This window comes from Promicromonospora sp. NPDC060204 (assembly GCF_042728455.1).
Lineage (GTDB): Bacteria > Actinomycetota > Actinomycetes > Actinomycetales > Cellulomonadaceae > Promicromonospora.
On record NZ_JBHWZO010000007.1, the window covers coordinates 1 to 12,468 of the forward strand.

Consider the following 12,468-nt stretch of genomic DNA (forward strand, 5'->3'; position numbering starts at 1 on the left):
GCCGCTGGCTCAAAGCGAAGAAACCCGGGCCTCAAAGGGGAGGGCCGACCAGGGAGTGCCCCGGCTCTGGCCCAGCGGGCCCGGCTGCGCCGGCTAGCCCAGGTCCCGGATCAGCACGTTCTCGAACACCGCGCTGACCGCCGGCGACGCGCCGCCGCCCGCGTAGATCCCGATGGCCGGGTCGGTGTCGGCGGGCAGCGTCCAGGTCGCGCCGAACCGCCAGGTGTCGCCGTCGCGCGACGTGGCAGACCGGTACCGGTGCTCGCCCGTGGCCGGGTCCGTGGTGTGGAACAGCCGCAGGTGCATGGTGTCGGCCACCGGGCCGGAGACGAAGCCGCCGAACCGGACGGCACCGTCGGCCGTGAGCTCCTTGCCGAACTCGACCTGGCGGGTCCGGCCGATCGCCACCGAGCCGAGCCGCAGGAAGTCGTCGTCGCCCGCGTGCACCAGCAGGCCCGCCTGCTGGAAGTTGCGCACCGTGGCCTCGCCCAGCGGCAGGCGCACGGTGGCCTCCAGCACGTAGTCGCCGTCGGGCGCGTCGCGCAGCAGCACCGGCGCGTCGTTCCGGGTGCCCACCAGGTCGTGTCCGGTCAGCGGCCAGGTCAGGGCGCCGTTCGCGACGTCGACGGCGGCGGGGGGGTGCTGCCAGCGCCAGCCCTCGTCCAGTGCGCCGTCGAACTCCTCGGCGAACGTGACGGCGCCCGCCTGCGGCTCGGCGACCCGCTCGGTCACCGGATCGTGCGCAGTCACGACGGTCAGGTTGTCGAGCTGCGCCTCGGCGCCGTCGGCCGTCAGGCGCACCGGCGCCTTGCGGGGCAGCGGCGTCCGCGGCTCGAACCGCGCCTCGGCGTCCACGTCGCCCAGGCCGCTCGACGACAGCCGCGCGGCGACCACGCCGTCGCGCGCCTCGACGCTCAGCACGTGCCACGAGGTCAGGTCCGTGTTCGCGGGAACCGTCGTCCGCACCTGCTGCCGCCCCTGTCCGACGACGAGCTCGCGCTCCCGCGCGTCCAGCCGCACCGACACCCCGGCCGAGCCGGGACTGCCGACCGTCACTGTGAACGACCCCTCGGCGTCGGGCAGGCGCACGTCGGTCTCGACCCGCACGTCCCGCGGGGCGGGCGTCGTCTGGACGACGGCGGCGTGCCGCCGGTCCGGGACCAGCCGCGCGATCGCCCCGGCGTCGCCGGCGTCGTCCGCACCCCGGGCCAGCGTGCCCGTGACGCGCCGCAGCGCGTGCCCCGAGGTCGGATCGGCACTGACGATGCCCAGCTCGCTCGCGGCAACCGGCGCCGTCTGCGCCCCCTCGCTCGGACCGGCGCCCGCGTTGACCACGGGCCAGCCGTCGATCCAGTCGAGCCGGTCCAGCAGGGTCGGACGCCGGTTCACGCCGCCGGGCTGGTTCAGCCACGCGTTGTCGCGGTCGATGCCGTGGTAGAGCATCCAGTCCTGCCCGGACACGTCGGAGAACACCGCGTGGTGCCCGACGCCGATCCACCTGTTGCCGTTCTGCGCGACGACGAGGGTGCCGCCCACGCGGGACTCGTTCATGCCCACGCCCTCGTGGTCGGTGAACGGGCCGAGCGGCGAGCGCGACCGGCCCGTGTAGACGCTGTACCCGGTCACGGGCCCGGAGCAGCAGTTGGCCGACGACCCCATGAGGTAGTACCAGCCGTCCCGCTTGACCACGAACGCGCCCTCGTAGCGGTCCGCGACGGTCACGCGCGTGGGCTCGCCCACGGCGCGGGTGCCGGTCTCGTCGAGCTCCGTGACCCAGATGCCGCCGTTGAAGCCGCCGAAGTAGAGGTAGCGCGAGCCGTCGTCGTCGGCGAACAGGGCCGGGTCGATCGTATTGAGGTAACCGCCGCCAGGCGCCGGACGCGGGTCCAGGACGGGACCGCCGGAGTCCGTCCAGGGGCCGGTTGGGGTGGGCGCCGTCGCGACGCCGATCGTGTAGTCCCACGCGTCGGGGTTCGCCGCCGTGTCCGTGACCGTGTAGTACATGACGTACTGGCCGTTCACGTACCGGATGTCGGGCGCCCAGAAGTAGGACGCCTCCGCCGCCCACGCGGGCCGGTTCTCGCCGTCGAAGATGGTGCCGACGTACTCCCACGTGGCCAGGTCACGTGACTTCGCCACGTGCATGTTGCCGAACGGGCCGCCCGACACCAGCGGGTCGCTGGTCGCGTACAGGTACCACCAGCCGTCCTTGCCGCGGATCACGGCCGGGTCGGCGTAGGTGTCCGAGAACGGGTCGGTGACCGGGTTGGTGTAGGTGGTGCCCGACGGCGGTGGCGTGGCCTGGTCGGCGGCCGTGCTTCCGGCGGCCGTCCGGTCGCTGGCCGCCGCCGCGGGCGGGGCGCCTCCCGTGCCGGGCAGGGCCACGGTGCCGGCGACCAGCGCGAGCGTGGCGAGGGCGGCTACGAACCGTATCTCCATGGGTGATCGTCCCTTCGGGCGGCCGCGCGCCACGTCCTCGATGACGTGGCCGTCGCTCCTTTACAACGGATAACCACGCGCGAAGTTACAACGGATAACCTGCGGTCGGCAAGGGGCGGTGAAGGGTTCGGCGGGGGCGCCGGCCGGGCGCGGTCAGTCCAGCGACAGCTCGTAGAACCGCCACAGGTGCTGGAGCTCGCCGGGGATCTCGGAGCCCGGGTACGGCGTGCGCTCGACGAACCCGCGCGACTCGTAGAGGCGGTGCGCCCCGGTCATGAAGCGGTTGCTGTCCAGCCGGACGATCCGCGCCCCGAAGTCCGCGCGCGAGCGCTCCAGCAGCCAGTCCAGCATCGCCGAGCCCACATGCTCCCCGCGGTGCTCGGGGCGCACGAACATCCGCTTGATCTCGACCACGCCGTCGTCCTGCGCGCGCAGCGCGGCGACGCCGGCGGGCGAACCGTCGACCTCGGCGAGTCCCATCAGGCCGGTCGGCCGGCGGAACTTGTCCAGGTCGGCGCTGGTGTGCCGCGCGTCGAGGCCCATCGCGAAGCCGTAGGTCTCCTCGAAGGTCGCGAGCGCCCACGTCATGTACTCGGTCATGAGCTGGAGCACGACCGCCTCGTCCTGGTCGGTCGTCTCGCGGACCTGGTTGCGTTCCACTGCTGTTCCTCTCCGGGCTGCCACGCCGGCGCGGCCCGTGCGGGCGTGCCGGTGCGAGGCTAACCCCGCGCGGCCGCCCGCCCGGCCGCCGTCCGCCGTCGGCCAGGCCGTCCGCCTGGCCGTCCGCCCGGCATGACCTGGCGGTGGTCTAGCCTTGTCGGAGCAGTGTCCCGACCCGCACGGAGCGCTGCTCCGCCGGGCCGCGGGGCGCGGGCGGATCGAGTTCGCGGCCAGGTCAGGGGCTATCTGTGAGGGTGACGTTGCGCGACGTGGCGGAACGCGCCGGGGTCTCGTTCAAGACGGTGTCGAACGTGATCAACGGGCACCCGAACGTGCGGCCGGAGACCCGGGAGCGGGTCCAGTCCGCCATCGCGGAGCTGCGTTACCGCCCCAACACGTCGGCGCGCAGCCTGCGGCACGGGCGGGCCGGGTTCCTGGCGATCGCCCTGCCCGAGCTGACGTCGCCCTACTTCGCGGGCCTGGCCTCGGAGCTCGCGGCGGCGGCGCGGGCGGTGGGACAGTCGGTGCTGATCGAGGAGACGTCGGGCGACCTGGCGGGCGAGCGCGCGGTGCTCGACGGCCTGCCGAGCCACCTGGTCGACGGCGTCGTCTTCAGCCCGCTGGTCACGTCGGTGGCGGAGGTCGCGGAGCGGCGGGACGGGACGCCGCTGGTGCTGCTGGGGGAGTACGGGGAGCCGGCGGGCGTCGACCACGTGGGCGTGGACAACGTGGCGGCGGCCCGCGACGTGACGCGGCACCTCCTGGACCTGGGCCGACGTCGGATCGCGGGGATCGGCCTGCAGAGCGGCGCCGGGACCGGGCGGCTGCGGGGCGAGGGCTACCTGGCGGCGCTCGCCGAGGCCGGCGTGGCCGTGGACCCGGACCTCGTGGTCGAGTGCACCGACTACCACCGCGCCAGCGGCGCCGACGCCGTGGCTCAGCTCCTGGCCCGCGGCGTCGACTTCGACGCGGTGTTCTGCTTCAACGACCTGATGGCCCTGGGCGCGCTGCGCGCCCTGCACGACGGCGGGCTGCGGGTGCCCGACGACGTGGCGGTGGCCGGCTTCGACGGCATCGAGGACGGGGAGTTCTCCGTGCCGTCGCTGACCACCGTGACCCCTGACCTGCCCCGGCTCGCCGCGGAGGCGGTGCGCCTCGTGATGCGGCGCATCGCCGAGCCGGACGCGCCGGCGGAGCACGTGGTGGTGCCCCACCGGATCACGGCGCGCGAGAGCACCCGCGGCGGCCCGCCGGCGTCGTCCCCGGCCTAGACTCTGTGCCATCCGCAGCGGGTGGTACCGGACGCGGCGGGAGACCCACCGGAGCGACGTGAGGATCGAACGATGACCGACGAGTGCACGCATCTGGACCAGGTCGCGGTCCTCGAACCCGAGAACCGGGAGGGCTGCCCCGAGTGCCTCGCCCTCGGCGGCACCTGGGTGCACCTGCGCAGCTGTCTGGTGTGCGGGCAGGTGGGCTGCTGCGACTCCTCCCCGGCCAAGCACGCCACGGCCCACTTCAAGGACTCGGGGCACCCGCTCATGCGCTCCGTCGAGCCGGGCGAGGGCTGGGGCTACTGCTACAGCGACGACGCGATGATCTCGTCGACCACCCTGGGCACCCACAAGTACTGACGGTACGGTCGAGATGACTGGTCCTCGTCCTCGGAGGCAACGATGAGATCTGGCCTGATCGTGGCCGGCCTGGTGCTCGTCGCCATCGGCTGCGTGTTCACCGTGCAGGGGCTCGGCTACCTCGCCGGCAGCCCGATGACGGGCGTGGCGCTGTGGGCGATCGTCGGGCCGATCCTCGCCGTCGTGGGGATCGTGCTGATCGTCGGCGCGATGCGCACGGGCCGCTCGGGCTGAGCCGCGCGCCGCCGGCCTGGACTGAGCTGGGTTCAGCAGGCCCCAGGGGGCCGTTACCGCTGCGGAAGCGGTCGCCCGGAGCCTGCTGAACCTTCCTCAGCAGTGGGTGGCCTGGCCCCGGTTCAGGGGAGGGCCGCCGCGAGCAGGCGGTCCAGCGCCGCGTGCGCCCGCCGCGCCGACGCCGCCCGGTTCGGCTGCTGCGCGACCCAGAGCGCGGCCTCGTTCATGGCGCCGGAGAGCTGCGCGGACAGCGCGTCGAGCAGGTCGTCGGCGATGCCGACGTCGCGGAGCGCCTCGCGCAGGTGCGCCGCCGAGTTCGCCTCGTCGAGGCGCCGCCACTCCGCCCAGCCGACGACGGCCGGGGCGTCCACGAGCAGCACCCGCAGGGCCGGACCTGCGGTGATGGCGTCGAGAAAGGCGTGCGACCCCGCGCGGAGCTGCTCGCGCGCGTCCTTGCCTGCGCCGTCGGCGGCCGCGACCACGGCGTCGGCGACCTGCGCCTGGAGGCGGGCCGCGACCGCCAGGAACAGCCCCTGCTTGTTCCCGTAGTGGTGGTAGACCGCGCCGCGGGTCACCTCGGCGGCCTGGGCGACGTCGTCGAGCGAGACCGCGGCGAAGCCGCGCGCGGCGAACAGGTCGGTCGCCGAGTCGAGCACCTGGCGGGCGGTGTGGGCGGCGGCTGCCGCGGAGGCACGGGGCACGGGCTCTTCCTTTACGTACAGTGTGTATGTATCGTGGTTCTCGTTACATACACAGTGTACGTAAAGGAGCGTCCGATGTCCGTCACCAGCCTCTACCCGGTCCTCATGGCGCAGGACGTCGCCGCCGCAGCGGCTTTCTACCGCGACGCGCTCGGGTTCGAGACCACCTATGAGTCCGACTGGTACGTCAGCCTGCGCCTCGGCGCGTTCGAGCTCGCCGTGGTCGCCCACGACCACCCGACGGTCCCCGAGGGCTACCGTGCGCTCCCGCGCGGCGTGCTCGTCAACGTCGAGGTCGACGACGTCGACACCGTGCACGCGCGCCTGACCGACCACCTCGGCCTGACCCCGGTCCTGACGCTCCGGGACGAGGACTTCGGGCAGCGGCACTTCATCGTGCCGGCGCCCGACGGCGTGCTGCTCGACGTCATCCAGCCGATCCCGCCGAGCCCGGAGTACGCCCAGTCCTACGCCGTCTAGCCCCGTCGCCCCGCCCCACCGGCGGGGCGGGGCGACGAACGTAGGGTTGGTCGCTCTCTGAGTGCTCAGAGAGCGACGAGGCCTACGTTCGTCGGGCGCCGTGGGCCGGGCTCTCAAGGGTGTCAGTGGCGGGTGGCATGGTGTCCGCCATGTCGCAGCAGATCACATCCCCGAGCGCCGAGGTGGCCGCCGTCCTGGCCGCCGTCGAAGCCTTCGACTGGACCACCGTCTCGCACGCCTACGGGGAGGCCACCGACCTTCCGGAGATGCTCCGGGCGCTCGCTCTCGACGACGACACCGGGACCGACAACGCCGCTGGTGACCTGTGGGGCTCGATCTGTCATCAGGGCACCGTGTACTCGGCCTCGGCCGCGGTGGTCCCGTTCCTCGCTCGTCTCGCGGCCGCGGGTGCGGCATCCAAGCAGTGCATCTGGCTGCTCGGCGCGATGGCGGCGAGCGATGACACAGCCCCCGGCGCGGAGGAGGACGTGCGCGACGCCGTCCGCGCCGAGGTCGGCCGCCTCCTACCCTTCGCGTCCCACCCGGACGTGGACGTGCGGCAGGCCACCGTGCACGCCATCGGCCAGGCCCGCACCCCCGACGTGCTGCCCACCCTGCGAACGGTGCTGGAGCGCGACTCGGCTGAGCTCGTACGTGCCGAGGCGCTGATCGCCCTGGTGCGCTGCGGTGCGCCGGACCGTGAGGCGCTCATCACGGCAGCCCAGGGGGACGGCGCCGACGCGGTGCGCCTGGCGAGCGTCTTCGCCGCGCTGGACGCCGGGCTGCCGTGGAGCGACCGCGCGCGGGAGGCGCTCCTGTCCGTCAGGAACTACACAGGCATCGGCGTGCGCATGCTCGACGTCGGCCGAGCCGAACCACTGTCCTGGGTGGTTGGTCAACTGTGTGACGGCGAGCAGGGTGAACAGGCGGCCAGGCTCCTGCTCGACGCCGCCGAGCGTGACACCGCCGACCTGCGCGCGGTGCTCTGGGCCGCACGCCGAGCCGTCGAGGCGTCCCGTGCCGCGACCGAACTGCTGCGCTCCCTCGCCGCGAAGCACGCGGACGACGACGACGGGCGCCGCCTGGCGGAGGCCATGGGCCTGCGCCCGAGCCGGACGCCTGCGTTCCAGCTCGGTGAGCCGACGATCGCCCAGGCGCTCCGCATGACGGAGGAGCCCGGCATCGAGGAGTTGCGCGAGCTCGCGGCGGCGCCGCTACCGCCCTACGGCCAGCTCACCACTCGGGACATCGACCGGAAGCTGGTCGCGGCACAGGCCGTATGGGAGCGCACGAACGACCCCTCGCTCGTGCTCGGGGCGGTGACGGAGGTCGCTGACCGGCTGTCGGGCCGGGACCGTTACAGCTGGTGGGGCTACCAGTGTGCGGCGGCAGCACGCACCGCGGTGCTGCTCGGCCCGGCAGCGGCACCCGTGGAGGCCGGCCTGCGGAGCTTCCTGGCCGATCCGATCGCGCTCGCGGCCGCGGCGACAGCCCTGGTCCAGGCCGGTTGCGACGTCGCCGTCGACGAGGTCGCGCAACGCCTCGCCGGCCAGGCGGGCGAGTACAGCGAGGCCGATACGGTGACGGCGCTGGCCACGCTTGCCCCGTTGCTGTCCGAGGCGAGCGTGCGGCGCTGGCAGGAGGTGATCGACCAGGACCGACGGCTGGTCCGTGGAGGTATCCAGGGGTCAGTCATCGAGGCCGACGAGCGGTTCCGCGCGGAGCTGCGGGAAGCGCTGGCGGGCCGCGACGGTCGGTGACGCCGGCTGCCGCCCGGCGCACGCCCGCTCGCGAGGGCCGGTGCAGTCGAACGTAGAGTTGGTCGCACTCTGGGCGCTCAGAGTGCGACCAACTCTACGTTCACGCCGCCGGGCGCTGCGGGTGACCCCGCCGCACGTGACCCGGCTGCTCACACACCGCGGTCCGGGGCGCCCATGTCGCCCGTGGCCGGGACGCCGTCCTCCAGGCCGTAGCGCAGGTACACGGTGCCGTTCGGGGTGCCGACCGGCGCTGCTAGCAGCGACAGGTTGGAGGGCACCGCGCCGTCGTCGAACACCTTCTTGCCCACGCCGAGCATGATGGGGTGCACCCACAGGTCGAGGCGGTCGAAGAGCTTCTCGCGCAGGAGGGTCTGCACCAGGTTCACGCTGCCGACCACCCGGATGCTCTCCTGGCGGTCGCGGATCTCGCGGACGGCGGCGGGCAGGTCGGGGCCGAGCTGCGTGGAGCCGACCCAGGAGAGGTCGGGCGTGCCGCGGGAGGCCACGTACTTGGGCACCCGGTTGAAGAGCTCGGCGATCTTGAAGTCCTCGTCGCCCTCGTACTGCGGCCAGTAGGCGGCGAAGATGTCGTAGGTGCGCCGGCCCAGCAGCAGGGCGTCGGTGCCCTCGTAGGCCGCGTCGATCTGGGCGCCGGCGACGTCGTCGATCAGGGGTGCCTGCCAGCCGCCGAACGGGAAGCCCTCGGGGTCCTCCTCGGGGCCGCCCGGCGCCTGCGCGACGAGGTCGAGGGTGGCGAACAGCTCGATCTGGATGATGCCCATGGTGTGCTCCCTGATGAGTGGTCTGTGCCTCGTCGGGTAGACCTGGGCGAGCGGGCGGACTCATCGGCCGGGCGACGCGGCTACGTCTCCCAGACGTCGACCAGCGGGAGCCCGCGGGCGGCGCGGGCCCGGTCGACGATGTCCTGCACCACCGCGGTCTTGCGGGCGGTGTAGTCGGGCATGCTGGTCGCGGCTTCTGCGGCGGTCCTCTTGACGTCGAGGTAGCGTGCGGCGTCCTGCGGATGTGCCAGCAGCCAGTCACGGAAGATCCGCTGGTTGCACGTCTCCCACTGCTCGGTGGTGAAGAAGTGCGCGATGTCGGTGCGTCGTGGGCCCTCCTGCCTGACCAGGACCCGGTGTGCCTTCGGACCCCGGGCGATGCGGAGCCACCCCAGCGACGCGAGGCTCTCGAACCGGTCCTCGACCTCGGTGAACGACCCGACCCGGACGGCGAGGTCGATCGCGGGCTTGGCCGCCATGCCGGGGATGGCCGTGGAACCGATGTGCTCGACGATCCAGGACGGTTCGATCTCGGACAGCTCGGCCGCCGCCAGCGTGAAGCTCTCCGGCCACCGCGGGTCATATTCCACGAGCATCTTCGCCTCCTTGGTCGCCTCAGGGTAGTGGGCCGCTCCGCAGGCGCGGGGCGATTGCAAAAGTGCTTTGCAAAATGCCTTTGCGGTCGTAGCGTGTCCGCATGACCGAGCAAGAGGGCTGGCCGCCGTCCTGGTTCGACCCGGAGCGCTACGCGACGCTGACCCCGCACAACGTGCAGGCGCTGGCGCACCCGATCCGGTTCGCCCTGCTCCGGCTGCTGCGCGAGGACGGGCCGGCGACGGCGTCGGGCCTGGCGCAGCGGGTGGGGCACTCCAGCGGCGTGACGAGCTACCACCTGCGCACGCTCGCGGACGCCGGGCTCGTGGTCGAGGACGAGGAGCTCGGCAACCGGCGCGACCGCTGGTGGAAGGCGGCGCACGAGAACGTCACCTTCATGCTGCGCGTGCCCGACCAGCAGGGTGACGCCGAGCAGCTCGAGACGGCGGCGCGCTACCTGCGCATGGTCGCCCAGGTGGGGCACGAGCGGGTGCTGGGCTACGTGAACGGCCTGCCCGAGCGGGGCGCGGAGGTCGCGGAGCTGCCCTGGCAGCTCGGCTACATCGACCTGTCGCTCACGTACGCCGAGGCCCGCGAGCTCTCGGCGCGCGTGGTCGAGGCGGTCTCCGCGTTCCGGCGGGACCAGACGGGCCGCGCCCGCGGCCCGGGCGGCCCGGACGCGGACGGGCCGGAGCGGCACCGGGCGGTGTTCCAGTACCAGCTCCTGCCGGACGACGACGACGGCGGCGCAGGGGTCGCGGGCGGCGCGGGGGCGACCGCGTGACCGCCGCCGGGCCGACGACGGCCGAGGTCGCGACGCCGCGCCGTCGGCTCCCCTTGGCCGCGATGCTGGCGGCCTACGTCGTCTCCGTGACCTGCACGGCGGTGTCGGCCCTCGCGATCCCGTGGTTCGTGCTGACCACCACGGGGAGCGCGGCGCAGACGGGGCTCGTCGTGGCGGCCGAGATGGCGCCCTACGTGCTGATGCAGGCCACGGCAGGCCCGGCGGTGGAGCGGTTCGGCCCGCGGCGGTCGAGCTGGACGGCCAACCTGGCCGCCGGTGTGGCGCTGCTCGTGGTCCCCGTGCTCTACGTCAACGGGCACCTCGGGTTCGGGGCCCTGCTCGCGGTCATCGCCTGCGCCGGCGCGTTCCGCGGCGTGGCCGACTGCGGCAGCGCCCCGCTCGTCCCCGCCGTCGCCCGCCTGGCCGGCGTGCCGCTCGAACGGGCGGCCGGGCTGCACGCCTCGGCCAGCCAGGGCGGCCAGCTCGTCGGCGCGCCGCTCGCCGCCGTCCTCCTGACCGTGATCTCCCCGCCGACCGTCCTGATCGTGAGCGGGGGAGCGTTCTTCGTCGCGTCGCTGCTCGTCGCCCTTTGCGTCCCGCGCACCGTGGGCGCACCCGCGGTGCGGGACGACGTCGTCGACCCCTACCTGCGCCGGCTCGGCGCCGGCCTCGCCTTCCTCACGCGCGACCGGGTGCTGCGCGGGGTGGTCGTGATGGTCGCCGTCGGCAACCTGCTGAACGCGGGACTCGGCAGCGTCTACCTCCCGTCCTGGGTGCGGGAGCACGACCTGCCGGTGGCCGCCGTCGGCATCGTGGCCGGCGGGTTCTCCGTGGGCGCCCTGGCGGGGAGCCTGGTCGGGGCATGGGTGGTGCCGCGGGTGAACCGCTGGGCGCTGTACTCGTTCGGCTTCCTGCTCGGCGGCGCGCCGTGGTTCTTCGCGCTCGCGGTGAGCGACGACGTGGTGCCTGTCCTCGCGGTGGTGGTGTGCTGCGGGCTCGCGATGGGCGGCATCAACCCCGTGCTGGGCGCGGTCCAGTACGAGCGCATCCCGACGGAGATGCTGCCGCGGGTGTTGGGTGCGGTGAAGTCGCTGGCGTGGCTGGGCCTGCCGCTCGGGCCGCTGGTGGCGGGTGTGCTCGTCGACGGGGTCGGGCTGGTGCCCACGCTCTGGGCCGTCGGGGTGGCGTACGTGGTGCTGACGCTGACGCCGTTCGTGGTGCCGTCGTTCCGGCTGCTCATTCCCGCTGGGCGAGAAGGAAGATCAGTGCCCAGATGACCGCCAGGGTGAGGGCGATGATGATCGCGCTCCAGAGCGGGTAGTAGGGCAGGAACGCGAAGTTCACGATGCTCGCCACGACGGCGAGGGCGAGCCCCGCGAGGTACGCCCAGGTCCGCCCGGCGAGGACGCCGAGGCCCGCGACGAACGCGGAGGCGCCCACGCCGATGTGGATCCATCCCCACGTGGTCACGTTGAGCTCGTAGATGTACTCGACGCTGATCATGGTCGACCTGTCCGCCACCAGGGCCGAGATCCCCTGGAAGATCTGGAACAGCGCCGCCAGGACGAGCACGGTCCCGGCGAAGCCCGACGAGGTGAACGACACCGACGTCGGCGGGCCGTAGCTGGCGACCGGGGTCAGGCCGGGATACGGATCGGCTCCGGGGGCGTGCGTGCCGGACATGTGGGCTCCTTGCTGAGGGCCGCTGCGGTGAGTCTCCTCATCTCAGCGCCGCGGCGGGCCGGTGACCTCACCCGTTCCTGGTGAACCTCAGGCTCGTCCGGACGACGCCGCCGCCGGCCGCACGCCGAACCACTGCTCCGCGCCCCACGCCTCGAACCGCTCCACCTCGGTGAACCCGAGCCGCGCCGCCAGACGCATCGATCGTTCGTTGGCGGACTGTGTGGTCAGCACAACCGGTTCGTCCGGGATCTCGCCGGCGAACCAGTCGAGCGCCGCCGCGCAGGCCTCGGCGGCGTACCCCTGCCCCCACGACTCGGGGAGGAACAGGTAGCCCAGCTCTACCTTCCCGACCGCGGGACCGATCAGGTAGTCCCCGCCACGCCGGTCGAGCTGAACCAGCCCGATCATCGCTCCGTCGAGGTCGACGATGAACTGGCCCGGGTGCGCCTTCGGCACCGCGGAGACGGTGCGTTCGAGCTCGTCACGCGGTTGCGCCCCGCCGATGTACGCGCCCACCTCGGGGGAGGCGCTCAGCTCGATGACGGCGGCGCGGTCCGCGGCGGTGGGCTGACGGAGCAGGAGCCGCTCGGTCTTGATCGGGGCGGGCGGCCAGGTGATGGGTCCGAGGTCTGCCATCTGCGCAGACTAGCGAGGGTCGGGATGTCGGCCCCGAGTGCCAGGCCGACCGCCATTCCTGCAGTGTGGGGACCGTGCATC

14 protein-coding genes are annotated in these 12,468 nt (G+C 73.3%); 7 read left to right on the plus strand and 7 right to left on the minus strand.

What is annotated here, in order from left to right:
* Positions 1-93: 93 nt before the first annotated feature.
* Entirely contained in the window at positions 94-2,439 is a 2,346-nt protein-coding gene (locus ACFWEJ_RS01730; RefSeq protein WP_377227476.1) for a family 43 glycosylhydrolase, read from the minus strand.
* A 153-nt stretch (positions 2,440-2,592) separates the two neighbouring features.
* A complete protein-coding gene (locus ACFWEJ_RS01735) occupies positions 2,593-3,099 on the minus strand; it encodes a GNAT family N-acetyltransferase (protein ID WP_377227477.1) in 507 nt (168 codons plus the stop codon).
* A gap of 269 nt (positions 3,100-3,368) precedes the next feature.
* Here ACFWEJ_RS01735 and ACFWEJ_RS01740 point away from each other — a divergent pair, with 269 nt between their 5' ends.
* From ACFWEJ_RS01740 to ACFWEJ_RS01750, 3 genes are all read left to right on the plus strand, one after another.
* On the plus strand, positions 3,369-4,370 hold the full coding sequence (locus ACFWEJ_RS01740; RefSeq protein ID WP_377227478.1) for a LacI family DNA-binding transcriptional regulator: 1,002 nt from the start codon (positions 3,369-3,371) through the stop codon (positions 4,368-4,370).
* Between the two features lie 72 nt (positions 4,371-4,442).
* Entirely contained in the window at positions 4,443-4,733 is a 291-nt protein-coding gene (locus ACFWEJ_RS01745) for a UBP-type zinc finger domain-containing protein (protein ID WP_377227479.1), read from the plus strand.
* Between the two features lie 42 nt (positions 4,734-4,775).
* Positions 4,776-4,967, plus strand: coding sequence for a hypothetical protein (locus ACFWEJ_RS01750; protein ID WP_377227480.1), 192 nt, complete (start codon positions 4,776-4,778; stop codon positions 4,965-4,967).
* A gap of 122 nt (positions 4,968-5,089) precedes the next feature.
* Here the strand turns inward: ACFWEJ_RS01750 and ACFWEJ_RS01755 are convergent, their stop codons facing one another.
* Positions 5,090-5,668 (minus strand): TetR/AcrR family transcriptional regulator, encoded by a 579-nt coding sequence (locus ACFWEJ_RS01755; protein ID WP_377227481.1) that lies wholly within the window; start codon positions 5,666-5,668, stop codon positions 5,090-5,092.
* 75 nt (positions 5,669-5,743) lie between these two features.
* Here ACFWEJ_RS01755 and ACFWEJ_RS01760 point away from each other — a divergent pair, with 75 nt between their 5' ends.
* Positions 5,744-6,148: a VOC family protein gene (locus ACFWEJ_RS01760; protein WP_377227482.1), complete on the plus strand. Its 405-nt coding sequence runs from the start codon at positions 5,744-5,746 to the stop codon at positions 6,146-6,148.
* A gap of 149 nt (positions 6,149-6,297) precedes the next feature.
* Positions 6,298-7,908, plus strand: coding sequence for a HEAT repeat domain-containing protein (locus tag ACFWEJ_RS01765; RefSeq protein WP_377227483.1), 1,611 nt, complete (start codon positions 6,298-6,300; stop codon positions 7,906-7,908).
* Positions 7,909-8,057: 149 nt separating this feature from the next.
* On the opposite strand, the gene ACFWEJ_RS01770 is transcribed toward ACFWEJ_RS01765, so the two are convergent.
* The gene (locus ACFWEJ_RS01770; RefSeq protein ID WP_377227484.1) at positions 8,058-8,690 is read right to left on the minus strand and encodes a dihydrofolate reductase family protein; all 633 of its coding nucleotides are present in this window, start codon (positions 8,688-8,690) and stop codon (positions 8,058-8,060) included.
* Positions 8,691-8,770: 80 nt separating this feature from the next.
* The gene (locus ACFWEJ_RS01775; protein ID WP_377227485.1) at positions 8,771-9,286 is read right to left on the minus strand and encodes a GrpB family protein; all 516 of its coding nucleotides are present in this window, start codon (positions 9,284-9,286) and stop codon (positions 8,771-8,773) included.
* Between the two features lie 101 nt (positions 9,287-9,387).
* Between ACFWEJ_RS01775 and ACFWEJ_RS01780 the strand changes: the two genes are divergently transcribed.
* Positions 9,388-10,068, plus strand: a complete 681-nt coding sequence (locus ACFWEJ_RS01780; protein ID WP_377227486.1) for an ArsR/SmtB family transcription factor — start codon at positions 9,388-9,390, stop codon at positions 10,066-10,068.
* A complete protein-coding gene (locus ACFWEJ_RS01785; RefSeq protein ID WP_377227487.1) occupies positions 10,065-11,345 on the plus strand; it encodes an MFS transporter in 1,281 nt (426 codons plus the stop codon). The genes ACFWEJ_RS01780 and ACFWEJ_RS01785 overlap by 4 nt, the downstream gene beginning before the upstream one ends.
* On the opposite strand, the gene ACFWEJ_RS01790 is transcribed toward ACFWEJ_RS01785, so the two are convergent.
* Both ACFWEJ_RS01790 and ACFWEJ_RS01795 read right to left on the minus strand, forming a co-directional pair.
* Positions 11,305-11,751 (minus strand): hypothetical protein, encoded by a 447-nt coding sequence (locus ACFWEJ_RS01790; protein WP_377227488.1) that lies wholly within the window; start codon positions 11,749-11,751, stop codon positions 11,305-11,307. The genes ACFWEJ_RS01785 and ACFWEJ_RS01790 overlap by 41 nt on opposite strands.
* Positions 11,752-11,838: 87 nt before the next feature.
* The gene (locus ACFWEJ_RS01795) at positions 11,839-12,387 is read right to left on the minus strand and encodes a GNAT family N-acetyltransferase (protein ID WP_377227489.1); all 549 of its coding nucleotides are present in this window, start codon (positions 12,385-12,387) and stop codon (positions 11,839-11,841) included.
* Positions 12,388-12,468 lie beyond the last annotated feature (81 nt).

Excerpts from the sequence above, each read along its gene's own strand:
- ACFWEJ_RS01730 (WP_377227476.1), bottom strand. The coding sequence starts at position 2,439 with ATGGAGATACGGTTCGTAGCCGCCCTCGCCACGCTCGCGCTGGTCGCC.
- ACFWEJ_RS01745 (WP_377227479.1), top strand. The coding sequence starts at position 4,443 with ATGACCGACGAGTGCACGCATCTGGACCAGGTCGCGGTCCTCGAACCC.
- ACFWEJ_RS01750 (WP_377227480.1), top strand. The coding sequence starts at position 4,776 with ATGAGATCTGGCCTGATCGTGGCCGGCCTGGTGCTCGTCGCCATCGGC.
- ACFWEJ_RS01760 (WP_377227482.1), top strand. The coding sequence starts at position 5,744 with ATGTCCGTCACCAGCCTCTACCCGGTCCTCATGGCGCAGGACGTCGCC.
- ACFWEJ_RS01765 (WP_377227483.1), top strand. The coding sequence starts at position 6,298 with ATGTCGCAGCAGATCACATCCCCGAGCGCCGAGGTGGCCGCCGTCCTG.
- ACFWEJ_RS01770 (WP_377227484.1), bottom strand. The coding sequence starts at position 8,690 with ATGGGCATCATCCAGATCGAGCTGTTCGCCACCCTCGACCTCGTCGCG.
- ACFWEJ_RS01775 (WP_377227485.1), bottom strand. The coding sequence starts at position 9,286 with ATGCTCGTGGAATATGACCCGCGGTGGCCGGAGAGCTTCACGCTGGCG.
- ACFWEJ_RS01780 (WP_377227486.1), top strand. The coding sequence starts at position 9,388 with ATGACCGAGCAAGAGGGCTGGCCGCCGTCCTGGTTCGACCCGGAGCGC.
- ACFWEJ_RS01790 (WP_377227488.1), bottom strand. The coding sequence starts at position 11,751 with ATGTCCGGCACGCACGCCCCCGGAGCCGATCCGTATCCCGGCCTGACC.
- ACFWEJ_RS01795 (WP_377227489.1), bottom strand. The coding sequence starts at position 12,387 with ATGGCAGACCTCGGACCCATCACCTGGCCGCCCGCCCCGATCAAGACC.